Here is a 14,720-nt window from a genome sequence, read left to right on the forward strand (position 1 = left end):
AACTTATTGAACTTCCGTCTCAACCTCAGGGAAAATATCATGACTTTACGCTGCGTAATTCTCGATGATTATCAAAATGTCGCTTTGTCTCAGGCCAACTGGTCGGTGCTGGCACCAGAGGTTGAAACGGTAGCGTTGCATAATCCGATTCAGAATCAGGAGCGTTTGGTTGAGGCCTTGGTTGAGGCCGATATTGTGATAATCATGCGCGAACGCACGCCGATTACTCCTCAGTTACTGTCGCGACTGCCGAAACTCAAGCTGCTTATCACCTCGGGAATGCGCAACGCCTCGGTTGATTTGGCGGCAGCGACAGCGCAGGGTGTCACCGTTTGCGGCACCGGCAGCGGCTCGGATGCACCGGTTGAGTTAGCCTGGTCGCTTATCCTTGGTTTGGCGCGTCATCTCACCGTTGAAAACCGCTCAATACGTAACCGCGGCCCGTGGCAGAGTACGCTAGGCGTTGGCCTGCGTGGTAAAACGTTAGGGTTAATTGGATTAGGTAAAATTGGCGAAAAAATGGCGTTGATAGGTCAGGCTTTTGGCATGAAAGTCATTGCCTGGAGTCAAAATCTTACTGCTGAACGCGCAGCCCAGTTGAAGGTAACCTTGGCAGAGTCGAAGCAGGCGTTGCTGAAACACAGCGACTTTGTTTCGTTGCATCTGGTATTAAGCGATCGTAGTCGCGGCATTATTGGCGCAGAAGATCTGGCCTGCATGCGGCCCGGCGCGTTTCTGATTAACACTTCGCGCTCGGCACTGGTCGACCAGGCAGCCCTGCTTGACGCGCTGACCGCGCAAAAAATTGCCGGTGCGGGTCTGGACGTTTTTGATATTGAGCCACTCCCCGACAATCATCCCTACCGTCACTTGCCCAACGTGCTCGCCACGCCGCATCTGGGCTATGTAACAGACGATAACTATCGCATTTACTTTAATGAAGCCATCGAAGACATTCAGGCGTTTATCGCCGGCGCGCCGGTACGTCGGCTGCAATAACGCTCACACGCGGTTACAGCTGGCTTAAACGTCGAACGATACTTTCGCGAACGTTATCAATATGTTTTGCCGCCGCAGCGCGTGCTCCGTCGGCATCACCGCTGCGCAGGGCGGCGATAATTTCCAAATGTTCATGGTGACCGCTGACAAAGCGCTCAGGAACCTGACGCAGGTTGAACATCCGCGTTTTAAGACGCAGGCTTTCAATGTACTGCATCAGCAGCATGTTGCCGCTGTAGTGGGCCAACGCACTGTGCAGGCGGCTGTCAACTTCCCAATCCTCCTGCGGGCTTGGAGTAGTCTCAGCCAGCAGCTTGCGAATTCCAGCTTCGATGGCATCCAGTTCGGCCGTAGGGACCCTTCCGGCCGCCAGACTGGCCGCTTCCGACTCCAGCGTGCGCCTTACGTGCAGCGTTTCTACCAGCTCACGAATTGAAAACTCTTTGACCACCGGTGTACGACCGCCGGTGCGAATGATAAACCCTTCGTTTTCCAACCGGTTAAGCGCATCGCGCACCGGCGTACGTGAAATATTGAGCAGCTCCGCCAGCCGCCGCTCCTGCAGCACGGTATTGACCGGTAACTCCCGATTAATCAGCATATTCAGCAGCACTTCGTAGGCTTTAGTGCTGAGATTCTGCTCGCGCTCACCAATCAAATCAGAGGCTCTTTTGATGGAATCCATGGTGTCATTTCACATTAACAAGACTGATAAAAAAGGCAGGCACGGATGCCTGCCATGCTTTAACTCACGCCCGACGAGTTTCTGAAAAATAAACACTTTCAGAGAGAAAAGTCAGACTATGTCCCGCCATGGCTGATGACACAGTTTACTGAGCAAGCGTGCGTACCGGATCTTTAGGTGCCGGATCGAAGCCCACAATCGGGGTCACGAGTTTAGCATAGGTGCCATCCGCCTTCATATCCGCCAGCGCCTTGTTTACCGCCGCAACCAAATTCGGTTTGCCCTTTTTGAAGGCAAAACCTTTCTGAATAACGCTAACGTAGTCAGGCGTTTGCGTCAGCGGCAAATGCATATCCTTAATCAGATAGGCGTTACCGATAGAGTCGTTGATAACACCGTCAATGTTACCGTTGGCCAGGTCCTGTACGGCGGCTGTCACGTCGATATAGTTTTTAAGCGTCGCGCCGTGGTCTACCGCCAACTGGGCATAGGTTGAAGAAACCTGTGCACCAATGCGCTTACCCTGCAGGTCTTTGGCCGATTTTATATCTGATTTCAAAGGAATAATGATGCGGCCGCCTGACTCAATCCAGCCATCTGAAAAGACAATCGCCTTCTGACGCGCAGGCGTGATGTCCATTGCAGCACTGCTCATATCAAACTGGTTGGCCTGCAGCCCAACCAGAATCGAGTCCCATTTGGTAATCACCGGCGTGTATTCGAGATGCAGGCGACGCGCCACCTCTTTCATGACGCGGATCTCCAGACCGTCGAGCTGACCATTAGGGCCGCGCATGCTGAACGGAGGATCGGTCCCTTCGGTCGCCACGCTCAGCTTGCCCGGGGTGAGCAGTTCCAATTTTCCGGCGCCGTCGGCAGCCGTTGCAAACCAAGGTGTAGCCATCGCAGCGAGAACGGTGGCAATGCTAAGAAAATGCTTAATTTTCATGATGTCACTCTCAATTTATAGATGGAAAGAAGATCGCCTGTGTTGAAAATAGTGTTAAAAACACTGTTAAAACCTTGTCGAAAACTGCGTTTAAAGCGGTAAAACCTTGCTTGGCTCTTCGCTTATATTGACTACGCGTTTATACCGCACGTTCACTGGCCAGTAACGCCAGCAGTTCGGCCATTACCGTCGCACCGAGCAAAGAGGTAATTTGCCCCGGTCCGTCGTACATCGGGCTGATTTCGGTTACATCACAACCCACCATGTTGATGCCTTTCAATGCGCGCAGCAGCAGCAGCGCTTCACGCGCGCTGGGGCCACCGGCCTCTGGGGTTTGCACACCCGGCGCAAACGCCGGATCGATAAAGTCCATATCAAAGGTAATAAAGGTCGGACGACCTGCAGTGCGCTCGGCGATGCGCTGCGCCATCTCTTTTAGCCCCAGCTCAAACATCTGATCGGTGGTAAACACCTCATAACCAAGATCGATTGACTGGGTAATGTCGGAGGTGCGAAACAGTGAACCGCGCAGCCCGACCTGAATAGAACACGACGGGTCAACCAGCTGCTCTTCTACTGCGCGGCGAAACGGCGTTCCGGCGCTGTAGCGTTTGTCGGCAAAATATTTGTCCCACGTGTCGCTGTGCGAGTCGAACTGCACCAGCGCCAGCGGGCCGTGTACCTTAGCCACCGCGCGCAGCTCCGCTAGGGTAATGGAGTGATCACCGCCGATACCGCAGGGGACCACCCCTGCACTTGATAAGGCATAAACCGCCTGCTCGATACGCGCCAGGCACTCCTCCTCATAGCCCGGCACGACGGCAGCATCCCCTGCGTCGGCACAGCGCAGCACATCAAATACGTTGATATCGTTACGATAAGGATTTATCGGGCGCAGCATAATTGACATCGCGCGCACCGCATTCGGCCCAAAGCGTGCGCCGGTTCGAAACGGCGCACCCGAGTCGGAAGGCAGCCCGATAATTGCCGCATCCAGCTGGCTAAGATCCGTGGCCATTGGCAGGCGCATAAAGGTTGGCACGCCGCAAAAGCGTGGAGTTTCCAGTGAATCTGTTGGTAAAACGCTCATAAAAAACCTCGTAGTAATCAGCTAAAGCGTGCCTGACGACGTTCAAGCCAGTCAGAAAGCTCGGTAAGCAGCGTGGTCAGCAGCAGATAAATCAGCGCCGCCGCAATGTAAAACTGAAACGGGCGGAAAGTGGCAGAAATGATGGTTTGCGCGTATAGGGTGATATCGACAACGGTAATGGTCGACAGCAGCGAAGTATTTTTCAGCGTTGAAATGGCTTCGTTAGTCAGTGGCGGCAGCACGATGCGAAACACCTGCGGCAACACGATGCGGCGCATAATTTCACCTTTGCTCATGCCCAGTGCCGAAGCGGACTCCATCTGGCTGCGCGGAATGGCTTTCAGGCCTGAACGGATTATTTCGGCCACGTATGCGCCGCTGTTCATCGCCAGCGCCAACACGCCCGCCACAAAAGGCGACAGGTGAATGCCAATCTGTGGAAAACCGAAATAGACCACAAACACCTGAATCAGCGCCGGTGTACCGCGAATAAACCAGATGTAGAAACGGCCGATACCGCGAAAAAGCTTCACCGGTGAGGTTTTAGCGCTGACCGCCATGAAGCCAAAGACCCAACTGAGCACAATGGTACAAATCGTTATTAACAGAACGGTCCAGGACGCTTCCAGAAAACCCATGCCGTAGGTGTTAATGTCACTCCAGAGTTGATTCATGGCTGGCTCCCCTGCAGGCCTTTACTCTCATTGTGTAAAATATCTTCATGCAAAATGCGACTAAGAAACTGGCGCAGGCGAGGACTCTCGGGATTGTGCAGCACCTGTTTTGGCGGCCCGTCTTCGGCCATCACGCCCTGATCGAAGAACACCACGCGAGACGAGACGTCACGGGCAAAGGCAATTTCGTGCGTCACTAGCAGCATGGTCATCCCCTCGTCGGCCAATGAGGCCATCAGCGACAACACTTCTCCCACCAGCTCGGGGTCCAGTGCCGACGTCACTTCATCAAACAGCATCAGCTGCGGTTTCATCGCCAGTGCGCGGGCTATGGCGACGCGCTGCTGCTGGCCACCAGAAAGCTTGGCCGGATACTGATGGCGTTTTTCATACAACCCAACGCGGCTAAGCAGGCTTTCGGCCAGCTCAATCGCCAACTTGCGCGACATTTTTTTAACCCGCAGCGGCGCTTCAATCACGTTTTCCAGCACGGTCATGTGCGGCCACAGGTTGTAGCTTTGAAATACCATGCCAATGCGCGCACGTAGCAGGCGCAGCTGCTCAACAGTAGGCTGGTCGCGAGCACCCTCACGAAAATCAAAGGAGAACTCATCGAAATTCATAAAACCGCTTTGCGGCATTTCCATCACGTTAAGGCAGCGTAGAAAGGTACTTTTACCTGAACCACTGGCGCCGATAATCGACACCACTTCACCTTTATGCACGTCCAGCGCGACGTTTTTCAGCACGTGCAGGTCACCGTAGCTTTTGTTCAACTCTTTAATGGTCAGCAGCGGGGAATGTGTTTCCATCATTTGGCCTCCTCCGGCACGCTTTTCGCATTGTCGTTAGAGATGCTAAGTCCAATGTCGGCAGGCTGGCGCTGTGCGCCGTTGATCGGGGTGATGTCCTGTGGACAGGCGGAAAGCACCACGTAGATATCCGCATCTGCACGCAGTTGCAATACGTCACCGGCCACCGAGCGCGGCGGAACGCGGTCCAGTTCACCGGCTTCGGTGATGGGCACGTTCATAAACAGATTCAGCGAGGCGGGCGTAAAGGGCAGCGTAATGCCCTGCTCTTGTAGCGCTTCGTGAAAATTGTCGGTACAGCTGCGGTGATATTGCGCACAACCCAGCTCGCGATAGATAGCGGCATTGCACGGACAGAGCAATGTGTCATGACGGCCCGGCGTGGTGTCACCGACCAGCGTGAACATCGCACGGCGGTAAATACTGACCACCGGCATCTGCAGCTGGAAGAAAAGATTGCTGTTAACTGAGCGTGTGTGTTCCATGGAAGAATATTCAAAAGGGTCAGACTGCATCACAGCCCAAGCATCAACAACTTGGTTTCCCTGGAGATTGGTAATGCTTAACACTTGGCCCTTGCGTAACGCTATGGCAGTACCGCGTGTTGCATCCAATACAAAATTGGACAGAGATGAGTCGTTTATGGCGGTCATACAATTCCTCTCGCTATAAAAAAACAGTGCTGTTACTTTCTGGCATTCAAAGTTGGAATTCCTTTGGTATACACAAGAAATGCAATTAAAATGCCAAGCACACTTATTAGGCGAAATGATTTAAAAACCCTCATAAATAGAATGAAAAACATTCCTGAAAAAAGAGCGAAAAAAATGAAAAAATTTTGTCTTATCCCCCAGCCGATACACGCCAGCGGCTTACAAACACTAAGGGAATACGGCGTTGAGCCCTGGGTAGGTGAGGCGGCCTGTAGCAACGCACCGGTGGAAAATGTGGTCGCGGCGATATACCGCAGTGGACAATTTTCGCGCACCAGGATGGTGCAATTGCCTAACCTGCGAGCAATTGGCGTTCACGGCGTCGGCATCGACGGCATCGATCTCGCGGCCGCCACTGATTTAGGCATTGCAGTGTTTAACACCCCAGGAACCAATAACCGCTCGGTGGCGGAACATGCGATAGGACTGATGTTCGCGCTGACCAAACGCCTGCCGGAGTCGGATAGCGCGGTGCGCAAAGGCGCGTTTTCTTTCCGCTTTGAAGGCGGACTGCGTGAGCTTTTCGGCGCGACGTTAGGGGTTGTCGGATTTGGCGCAATTGGTCAACTGACCGCTAAACTGGCGCTTAGTCTGGGAATGAGGGTCCAGGTATTAACGCGAAGCCGTGCCCAAGAGCTGACCGCGCTGGGGCTGGAAAAAGCCGCCAGCCTCGAAACGCTGCTCGCCACCAGTGACATTGTGTCTTTGCATGCGCCTTCACTGCCCGAGACGCAGAAGATGATTGGCCCGATGCAGCTTGCCATGATGAAGTCCTCGGCTTATCTAATTAATACCAGTCGCGGCGCGCTAATCGATGAAGAGGCGCTGATTGCAGCCCTGCAAACTGGCGAAATTGCCGGTGCCGGTCTTGACGTTTTTGCGGTTGAGCCGCTGTCTGCATCAAGCCCACTCACCCAGTTGCCTAACGTGGTGCTCACCCCGCACGCCGCAGCGTCAACGGAACAGGCTTTGATGCGCATGGCAAGCGCCGCGGTCGCGGGTGTACTCGACGTCATCAATGACCGCGCACCGCCGTCGCTGCTTAATCCGCAGATTTGGGAAAGGCGGCGGCGCTAGCCGCCTCAGGCAATAACCTTCGCCATCGGCGCCAGCGTCAGGCCGTTACTTTCAAGCAACGACCGCAGCTGGCGCGCCATCTCTACCGCGCCGGGGGTATCGCCGTGCACACAAATACTGTCAATGCGCGTCGGTAACTTTTTGCCATCAAGAGTAATAATTGCCCGATTCTCGAGCATCGTCATCACCCTTTCCGCCGCTTGGTATGCATCGTGGATGACCGCCCCTGCAAGCTTGCGTGAAACCAGCGCCCCGCTCTCGGTGTACGCGCGATCGGCATAGATCTCGCGCACGACTTTTAGCCCCATTCTCTCGGCGGCCATTTCGGTTTCCATACCCGGCATCACCACCATAATCAGCTCCCTGTCGACGGCATGAATCGCCCGCGCCACTGCCATGGCAAGCTCCGGGTCCTCCGCCGCCATATTGCCCATTGCACCGTGCGTTTTCACATGCTGTAGCGGATACCCCATACTTTCGGCCAAGGCTTTCAGGGCACCAATCTGATAAATAATTTGCCGCTCAATCTGAGCGGGGGATTCACCTAAAATCTGCCGACGGCCAAATCCTTGAATATCGAGAAAACTTGGGTGCGCGCCTGCACCAACGCCGTGGGCCTTTGCTTCTCGGAGGGTGTTGAACATCACGTCAGGATCGCCCGCATGAAAGCCGCAGGCGATATTCGCAGACGTGACAATGCTGAGCATCTCAGTGTCTTCGCCCATTTTCCAGGCACCAAAGCTTTCGCCCATATCACTGTTGAGGTCAATTAACATTTTCTTTCTCCGGCTGATAAACGTGTTGGCACTGTTCTTGCGTGTTGAGTTCGATGCAATGTCTTGGCTGAAATTTGGCAGATGAAATCATGCAAGAGCGCGGCCACATTGTGGATGTATTGACAGCACACCATTGGTATGCCAAAAGTATTCCACACTAAAAGTGTTTTAAAAAGCCCTAAACAGGAGGAAGGCAAAGTGAACGAAATCCCGTGGCGAATTCTGCCGATTGCCGATCAGGCGGTCACCGTAGACTTTGGTGATGTGATTGATGAGGTGATTAATGCCCGCGTGACTGCGTTGGCATCGCGCGTTCGTCAAGGCGCAGTGGCGGGCGTCACGTCGCTGGTTCCTACCTATCGGGCACTCACCGTGGGATACGATCCCACTAAAACGCTACAGTCTGCGCTGATTACAACCCTCACCGTTTTGCTGTCGCAGCCCGATGGCGAAGCAGACCCGGTAAAAATCTGGACTATTCCGGTTAACTACGGCGGCGCACAGGGCGTGGACCTCGAATGGCTGGCGCAAACGCACCGGCTAAGTCCGCAAGAAGTGGTGGAACGTCACGTGGCGGGTTCTTATCGCGTTTACATGATTGGCTTCATGCCCGGCTTTGCCTACCTCGGCGGCCTCGATCCCCTGCTGCACACCTCGCGCCGCGAATCACCGCGCCTAAAAGTTCCGGCCGGAAGCATCAGTATTGGGGGCATGCAAACCGCCGTGGGGTCCGTTGAAGCCCCCAGCGGCTGGCACTTGATTGGCCGCACGCCGGTGCGCAGCTTTGCCCCCGAGCGTGCCAATCCTTTTCTGTTCAGCGCCGGTGACCGCATTTGCTTCACCGCCATTGGCGTTGAGGAATACGCACATTTACAGGCAAAAACTGACTATTTACCCGAGTGGACGTGGCAATGAGCAACGGTTTTGAGGTGTTATCCCCCGGTTTATTTACCAGCCTGCAGGATTTGGGTCGCTTTGGCTTTGAAGCCTGCGGCGTCCCGCCTTCGGGCGCAATGGACGAGATGAGCTTTGCCATTGCCAATGCGTTGGTTGGCAATGACACTAACATTGGTGCATTGGAGTTTACATTAACGGGTGCAACGCTGCGGCTAATCGGCTCCTGCCCGTGCACTTTTGCCGTCACGGGGGATATGGCACTGACGGTTGACGACGTCGCCGTTTCGCCCTATCACCGCCTAGTGTTACTGCCCGGCAGCACGTTGCGGATAACACGGGCACTGAGCGGTGCCAGAGGCTATTTGGCCGTGGCGGGCGGGTTTAATGTTCAACCGGTGATGGGCAGCGTCTCTACTCTGATGCGTGCGGGACTGGGCGGTTTCAACGGTCGTCAGTTGCAAAAAGGCGACTGGCTGGCGTTAAACTTACCCTCTTCATTTACGCCAGACCGGTGCAGTAAACCCCAACAGCGCCCCATGCCACAGCGCGAACGGCGTCCGATCCGCGTGATAGCCGGTCCGCAAGACGACCACTTTGACGCGCAGGCCCTAGGTCAATTTCTGAGTAATGAGTATCGTGTTAGTGAACAAAGCGATCGGATGGGATATCGACTGACCGGCGACCCGCTTGCCCACAGTAAAGGTTTTAATATCATTTCCGATGCTATCGCCCGTGGCAGTATTCAGATCCCCGGCAATGGGCAACCGATCGTTGCCATGAATGACCGACAAACCACTGGCGGTTACCCGAAAATTGCCACTGTGATCCGTGCGGATCTCGCTCGACTTGGGCAGGCTAAACCTGGCGACAGGCTGCGGTTTGAAACGGTCAGCGTGGAGAAAGCCGAATCACTGTGGGCCGGTCGCCAGGCACTGCTTGATGCCTGGTTGAACACGCTGCGTGAGGCTGCTCAGCCAGCCTGATGCTGCTTCTTGATTTTATCGTTACAGCAGGCTTTAGGAATTACGCAGTGAAACGTCGCAGAGATATTGGAGGCACTAAGGCGGGGGAGTTGACAAGGCCTTCCCCCGCGAAAAAGGGCTGGGGAAGGAATGTAGTGCGGTTTACTTGGCTTCGTTGGCTTTGATTTCGCCCATCGCTTTCAGTTTTTTAGACATTTCACGACGTTCTTTCGACAGGTCAGCGTTTTTGATGATGTAGTCATCAACGCGATCTTCATAGTCGCCACGCATGTTGGCAATAATGCCCTGCACGTCGTCGATGCTCATGCCTTGCTTAATGTAATCACTCAGGTTGTCGAGCAGCAACACACGTTTCTGGTTATCGCGGATTTTCTTTTCGTTATCGACAATTTCACGTTGAAGTTTGTTTTTACGACGAAAAATACGCACAAACTCCAGAACGTCCTGGAAACTCGGCTTAGTAGTATTATCCATTTTTACACCTTCGATTAAGTTACACAGATTCATTTACTGACTGCCCGCAATGGCGAACAGATTAGCAGGATTCGGGCTGCGCGACCACAACCGGCTCATGCTTATCCATCGCCATAGTGATTAAATCGCCTAAAGATTTTAGCTGTTCAGTCACCTGCATGCTGAGCCAGACGTAGCCGTAAATTTGCGCTTCGTGGTTCTTGCCGCGGTTCATTGACTGCATCAGGTCCTGCAATTCCTGCGCAGATTCGGTCAACTGGTTGCTGATAGTCAGCTCGTCACCAATGGAACCGTTGCGCAGTAAAACGCTAAGCTTCGCGAGGCAGTCGAGTATCGAGCGTTGGGTATGGCGCAGGGTGCGGGCATTGAGCATAATAAAATGGCTTTCCCGCGAACTCCAATAGGCATCAGCCAATAACTCTAACGTACACAGAAGGTTACGGCAAAGCGTTTGCGTGGCATCAAACACTTCACGTTGAATATGTGACTCTTTGCTTGAAGCCGCGTGCAGTGCGCGCATTTTTATCATCTGCGTCATCGCCTGCTTAAGCTTTTTCTGCAAACGCGGACGCTCGAGCATATTGGGCGAAAGCCAGGCGCTGTGCAGTTTATTGAGCGACATCAGATAGTCAGACATTTGCATGCGCCAGTGAATAAAGGCGCGCTGCGGGTAAATGCTGGAAAAAAGCAGCGCCAGCACCGAGCCGATGAGCACGTCACCGCTTCGCCACAGCGCGGTTTCCATTTCACCGGGTCCTGCACCGATAATGACCGCCAGCGTCACACCCAGCAGCAGCCCCGCATAAGCGCGTTTGCCTAGCGCCAGATAACCACTGGCGAACACCACCAGTCCACACCATGCAAGCATTACCGGCAACGAGTACAGCTCCAGCCACAGCGCAATCATACCGGCAATTGACCCACCTACGGTGCCAATAATCCTTTCGGAAACACGCTGCACCACGTTTCCCCAAAACGAAATCGGGCCCATCACGACTACGAGGGTAATTAACGGCCAGGTCGCCTCGGGAAGATGCGTCAGACGAACAATCATAAAGGTGAGAACAAACGCCAGCCCCATTCGCAACCCGTGGGTAATGCGATAATTGGAATAAATGAGGTTATCTAGCGAGGAAATTTTTTTGTCTAAACGCACAACCGGTACCGCCTGGTTCAACCCGGATAAATAGTAGAGCATTATTTTATCCGAGTTGAACCCGTCGATCACCCCGCTTTTATCAAGGAATCCTCTGGTTTTATCAAGAAATTAGCGGGTTTTCAGATAAAACGTTCAGGATCAGTCTTGAGGGCCTCAACGCATCGACAAAGACGTGATTGGTCGCCACCTGTTTCATCCGCGCCTGGCCCTGTGGCTCACCGCTGTTGGGATTGCTGTCGAAACGCGGAAAGTTGCTGCTGGCGATATCTAACCGAATGCGGTGTCCCTTTTTAAACAGGTTACACGTGGCAAAGGGTTCGACGGTGACTTCAACAATGTCGTCGGCGGTCAGCATTTGCGCCCGATCCCAGCCATGACGATAGCGACTGCGAATAATGCCGTCGGTAATATTCATCGCATAGCCCTGCGGGTAATCCTCGGACGGTGGGTAAACGTCAACCAGCTTCGCGGTAAAGTCGGTGTCGGGTGCCGAACTGGAAATCCACAGTTTGATGGTCACCTCCCCCGCCACCAACAGGTCCTCCTCCAGCACGGGCGTTTGAAAAACAAGCACGTCGGCGCGGGCGCTGAGAGGTAAATTATCACCACGAGTGCCAAAAAATTCGGGACTCTCGCGCTGATCAAACGCACCGCCCTGAAACACCGGCAGACCTGAAGTAACAGAACCGCCGACGGTGGGCACCGGATGATACGGGTCGGCCAGATAGCGCAGCGGCGCGGACTGTGTTTGCCCCAGGACAGGGGAAAGTTGACCGTCATGGTGTAAAAAGAAGGTGGCCGGCCGGCTTCCCTTGAGCGGCCACTGCTCGCCGCTCTGCCATTTACCGCCGTGCTGCAAACGCCCCGCATCGTCCTTCGCTCCGCTGCCGCCGCCCATCACAAACACACTCACCTGATGCGCGGACGGCTCAGTTTGTGCGCTGCTCTTCAACCAACGGTCGAACCAGTCCAACCGGCAGGTTAACCAGTCTTCGGCCACGTTGCCGTCAAAGGCGGCGGCGACGCCAAATTCGGCGTTCCCGCTGAAGGTAACGTTACGATCACCGTGCAGCCAAGGCCCCATGATCAGCCGCTGAGGGGCGGTTTTTTTCTCACAAAACGCGGCAAAGTTTTCGAGCGTCGAGCTGACATAGGCGTCATACCAACTCGACATAAACAGCACCGGCATATCGGGGATGAGTGCAAAACTGTCGGCGGCGTAGAGGCCGTTTTGCCGCCAATACTCGCCAAACTCACCCTGCGACCATTGCTCAAAAAGATAGTTTTCAAATTCAGGCACGTGGCGCAGCGGCGAATGCCCCGGGAACCAGGGCATGTTGGCAAACCAGCTTAAAATATCCTCTTCCCTGAGTGCTTGCTTCACTAAAGGGTTCTGCTGGGCCAGCGGGCTTTCCTGCGACCATTTATAGGCCCACGTTGCCTGCTTAAGCTCAAAAGCGCCGCCCTGACGAATGCCGCACTGAAAGGCATTATGAAACCCTCCAGAGTCGAGCACCATGGTTTTCAGACCCGGTGGATTAAGGCAGGCCATCGCCAACTGAGTATGTGCGGCGTAGGACAGGCCCATGCTACCGATGTCGCCGTTGCACCAAGGTTGTTCAATAATCCATTTCAAGGTGTCAACGCCGTCTACCCCCTCAGAGGTGTATTTGGTAAATACGCCTTCGGAGCCGTAGCAGCCTCGACAGTCCTGAAACACCGCCACATAGCCGCGATTAACCAACGCCTGAGCCATTTCAAGACGGGAAATCATCGTCCCGTCATAATTAACCTCAGAGCGTGACTGGCCGCGCTTGTTGTAAGGCGTACGTTCGATAACCACCGGAAATACGCTGCCGGATGCTGACTCAGGTAAATAGACGTCAGTAGCCAGACGCACGCCGTCGCGCAAGCTGACCATCACATCCTCAAGCAGGATCATTTTTCTAAAAGTTTGCATAAAATTTTCCAAAAAACAGGGGAATTAATAGCCAATTGCCACCGCAAAGGTCAGCATTGCCACCGCCAGAACGGCAAAAATCAGAAACAGCGGCAACACGAATTTGGCCCACTGCGTCCATCCCACCTGAGCGGATGCCAAGAAAATAAGCAGCCCGCTCGAGGTTGGCGTGATCATGTTGGTTAGCCCGTTGCCCATTAAAAAGGCGAACACGGTGGTCTGCGGTGCCACGCCGGTAAGCTGACCCAGCGGGCCAAGAATAGGCATAGTGACGGCCGCCTGCCCCGAAGTAGAAGGAATGACAATGTCGAGTAACAACTGGCAAATAAACATGCCATAGGCCGACATATAAGGACCGTGCTGCCCCACCAGCTGCACCAGCGCGTTGATCATCGTGTCCATCACCCGCCCCTGAGTCAGCACAATTTCAACCGCGGTAGCCAGACCAATCAGCAGACCGGCAATCAGCACTTTTTTCATGCCACTGACAAATGCATCCGCCGAAGCGCTGGCCCCCATTCCGCTCATCAACGCAAAAATCATGCTTAAAAACAGATAGTAGGCTGAAAGTTGCGTGTTTTTCCAATGCCACTGATTGGCGGCGAATACCATAAACGCAATGCCCACTAGCAGTGCTGTCATCATCAGACTGTGGCGCAGTGACAGAGGTTTTACCGAAAAACTGACCTCGACGTCCTGATTAAGCTTGCCGTGACGGCGTATCGCCCACAACACAAACGTGATGCCCACCAGCATAAACAGCGCATAGGCGGTTAATCGGAGGCTCAGACCACTGAAAATTTGTACCCCGACCAGCGGCTGGGCAATCGACAGCGCATAAGGGTTAGTGACCGACGCCAAATATCCGACCTTGACGGCAATCGCTACCACGGCCAGTCCGAGAATGTTCGGCAGTCCGAGACGATTCATGAGCGCTACCACCAGCGGGATCACCAGCAGGTACTCCTTGGCCAGCCCCATAAACGTGCTTCCGGCCGAAAAGACCAGCATCAGTGTCGGCACTAAAACGTAAATATTACCTTTGGTGACGCCCAGCAGGCGCTCCAGCGAGGCCTCAATGGCCCCCGACTGATTAAGCACACCGAACATACCGCCGATAAACAGCACCATAACGATAAGTCCGGCTTGTTTTACAATACCGGCAGGTATCGCCATTATGCCGTCGATAATGCCAACCGGTGCGGCCTGCCCCGCCGGTGGAGCCTCACCCAGGCCTATCATCTGCGACAGTGAAAAATGTTTTTCAATCTGCTGATAAGTGCCGGGGATCACTTTTTGGCCCTGATGCTGAAACTCTCCGGAGCTAAGTATCCAAGTCATCACCACCGCAATCACGACAATAAACAGCAAAACTAACGTCGGGTTCATTTGCTTTGCAGGAGTGAAGCTCTTGCCGGTCTTTAAGCCGGATTCCGTCATGGTGTTGCCCTCTGGTTAAGATAAAACAGCCG

15 protein-coding genes are annotated in these 14,720 nt (G+C 54.1%); 4 read left to right on the forward strand and 11 right to left on the reverse strand.

The features are described 5' to 3' along the window. Positions 1-39 precede the first annotated feature (39 nt). Positions 40-999, forward strand: coding sequence for a D-2-hydroxyacid dehydrogenase family protein (locus GA565_RS16645; protein WP_152199461.1), 960 nt, complete (start codon positions 40-42; stop codon positions 997-999). A 13-nt stretch (positions 1,000-1,012) separates the two neighbouring features. On the opposite strand, the gene GA565_RS16650 is transcribed toward GA565_RS16645, so the two are convergent. The 6 genes from GA565_RS16650 to GA565_RS16675 form a co-directional block, all read right to left on the reverse strand. After that, positions 1,013-1,684 (reverse strand): GntR family transcriptional regulator, encoded by a 672-nt coding sequence (locus GA565_RS16650; protein WP_152199462.1) that lies wholly within the window; start codon positions 1,682-1,684, stop codon positions 1,013-1,015. A 145-nt stretch (positions 1,685-1,829) separates the two neighbouring features. Next, complete coding sequence (locus tag GA565_RS16655; RefSeq protein ID WP_152199464.1) at positions 1,830-2,633, reverse strand: transporter substrate-binding domain-containing protein; 804 nt, start codon at positions 2,631-2,633, stop codon at positions 1,830-1,832. Positions 2,634-2,772: 139 nt separating this feature from the next. After that, positions 2,773-3,723, reverse strand: coding sequence for an agmatinase (gene speB / locus GA565_RS16660; protein ID WP_152199465.1), 951 nt, complete (start codon positions 3,721-3,723; stop codon positions 2,773-2,775). Between the two features lie 17 nt (positions 3,724-3,740). Then, entirely contained in the window at positions 3,741-4,397 is a 657-nt protein-coding gene (locus tag GA565_RS16665) for an amino acid ABC transporter permease (RefSeq protein ID WP_152199467.1), read from the reverse strand. Beyond that, positions 4,394-5,209 (reverse strand): amino acid ABC transporter ATP-binding protein, encoded by an 816-nt coding sequence (locus GA565_RS16670; RefSeq protein WP_304621437.1) that lies wholly within the window; start codon positions 5,207-5,209, stop codon positions 4,394-4,396. Before GA565_RS16670 ends, GA565_RS16665 begins: the two co-directional genes overlap by 4 nt. After that, positions 5,209-5,862 (reverse strand): DUF1989 domain-containing protein, encoded by a 654-nt coding sequence (locus GA565_RS16675; protein WP_152199470.1) that lies wholly within the window; start codon positions 5,860-5,862, stop codon positions 5,209-5,211. Before GA565_RS16675 ends, GA565_RS16670 begins: the two co-directional genes overlap by 1 nt. A 174-nt stretch (positions 5,863-6,036) precedes the next feature. Between GA565_RS16675 and GA565_RS16680 the strand changes: the two genes are divergently transcribed. Then, positions 6,037-6,999 carry a hydroxyacid dehydrogenase gene (locus tag GA565_RS16680; RefSeq protein WP_152199471.1) on the forward strand — a complete coding sequence of 321 codons (963 nt, stop codon included), beginning with the start codon at positions 6,037-6,039 and terminating at the stop codon, positions 6,997-6,999. 5 nt (positions 7,000-7,004) lie between these two features. Here GA565_RS16680 and GA565_RS16685 read toward each other — a convergent pair whose 3' ends face one another. Further along, positions 7,005-7,775, reverse strand: a complete 771-nt coding sequence (locus GA565_RS16685; protein ID WP_152199473.1) for a LamB/YcsF family protein — start codon at positions 7,773-7,775, stop codon at positions 7,005-7,007. A gap of 198 nt (positions 7,776-7,973) precedes the next feature. Here GA565_RS16685 and pxpB point away from each other — a divergent pair, with 198 nt between their 5' ends. Then, the gene (gene pxpB, locus GA565_RS16690) at positions 7,974-8,690 is read left to right on the forward strand and encodes a 5-oxoprolinase subunit PxpB (protein WP_226950985.1); all 717 of its coding nucleotides are present in this window, start codon (positions 7,974-7,976) and stop codon (positions 8,688-8,690) included. Further along, positions 8,687-9,655: a biotin-dependent carboxyltransferase family protein gene (locus tag GA565_RS16695; protein WP_152199477.1), complete on the forward strand. Its 969-nt coding sequence runs from the start codon at positions 8,687-8,689 to the stop codon at positions 9,653-9,655. The genes pxpB and GA565_RS16695 overlap by 4 nt, the downstream gene beginning before the upstream one ends. A gap of 141 nt (positions 9,656-9,796) precedes the next feature. Here the strand turns inward: GA565_RS16695 and tmaR are convergent, their stop codons facing one another. The 4 genes from tmaR to GA565_RS16715 form a co-directional block, all read right to left on the reverse strand. Next, complete coding sequence (tmaR, locus tag GA565_RS16700) at positions 9,797-10,129, reverse strand: PTS system regulator TmaR (protein ID WP_152199479.1); 333 nt, start codon at positions 10,127-10,129, stop codon at positions 9,797-9,799. 61 nt (positions 10,130-10,190) lie between these two features. Next, on the reverse strand, positions 10,191-11,285 hold the full coding sequence (locus tag GA565_RS16705) for an FUSC family protein (protein WP_152201573.1): 1,095 nt from the start codon (positions 11,283-11,285) through the stop codon (positions 10,191-10,193). 103 nt (positions 11,286-11,388) lie between these two features. Then, positions 11,389-13,248 carry a CocE/NonD family hydrolase gene (locus tag GA565_RS16710; protein WP_226950986.1) on the reverse strand — a complete coding sequence of 620 codons (1,860 nt, stop codon included), beginning with the start codon at positions 13,246-13,248 and terminating at the stop codon, positions 11,389-11,391. Positions 13,249-13,272: 24 nt separating this feature from the next. Continuing rightward, the gene (locus GA565_RS16715) at positions 13,273-14,688 is read right to left on the reverse strand and encodes a YfcC family protein (RefSeq protein WP_152199480.1); all 1,416 of its coding nucleotides are present in this window, start codon (positions 14,686-14,688) and stop codon (positions 13,273-13,275) included. Between the last annotated feature and the right edge of the window lie 32 nt (positions 14,689-14,720).

Origin of the sequence: Rouxiella sp. S1S-2 (assembly GCF_009208105.1) — a bacterium.
GTDB lineage: Bacteria > Pseudomonadota > Gammaproteobacteria > Enterobacterales > Enterobacteriaceae > Rouxiella.

Coding starts and splice junctions, on each gene's coding strand:
- GA565_RS16675 (WP_152199470.1), bottom strand. CDS start 5,862: ATGACCGCCATAAACGACTCATCTCTGTCCAATTTTGTATTGGATGCA.
- GA565_RS16655 (WP_152199464.1), bottom strand. CDS start 2,633: ATGAAAATTAAGCATTTTCTTAGCATTGCCACCGTTCTCGCTGCGATG.
- speB (WP_152199465.1), bottom strand. CDS start 3,723: ATGAGCGTTTTACCAACAGATTCACTGGAAACTCCACGCTTTTGCGGC.
- GA565_RS16710 (WP_226950986.1), bottom strand. CDS start 13,248: ATGCAAACTTTTAGAAAAATGATCCTGCTTGAGGATGTGATGGTCAGC.
- tmaR (WP_152199479.1), bottom strand. CDS start 10,129: ATGGATAATACTACTAAGCCGAGTTTCCAGGACGTTCTGGAGTTTGTG.
- GA565_RS16650 (WP_152199462.1), bottom strand. CDS start 1,684: ATGGATTCCATCAAAAGAGCCTCTGATTTGATTGGTGAGCGCGAGCAG.
- GA565_RS16665 (WP_152199467.1), bottom strand. CDS start 4,397: ATGAATCAACTCTGGAGTGACATTAACACCTACGGCATGGGTTTTCTG.
- GA565_RS16680 (WP_152199471.1), top strand. CDS start 6,037: ATGAAAAAATTTTGTCTTATCCCCCAGCCGATACACGCCAGCGGCTTA.
- GA565_RS16685 (WP_152199473.1), bottom strand. CDS start 7,775: ATGTTAATTGACCTCAACAGTGATATGGGCGAAAGCTTTGGTGCCTGG.
- GA565_RS16695 (WP_152199477.1), top strand. CDS start 8,687: ATGAGCAACGGTTTTGAGGTGTTATCCCCCGGTTTATTTACCAGCCTG.
- GA565_RS16670 (WP_304621437.1), bottom strand. CDS start 5,209: ATGGAAACACATTCCCCGCTGCTGACCATTAAAGAGTTGAACAAAAGC.
- GA565_RS16715 (WP_152199480.1), bottom strand. CDS start 14,688: ATGACGGAATCCGGCTTAAAGACCGGCAAGAGCTTCACTCCTGCAAAG.
- GA565_RS16645 (WP_152199461.1), top strand. CDS start 40: ATGACTTTACGCTGCGTAATTCTCGATGATTATCAAAATGTCGCTTTG.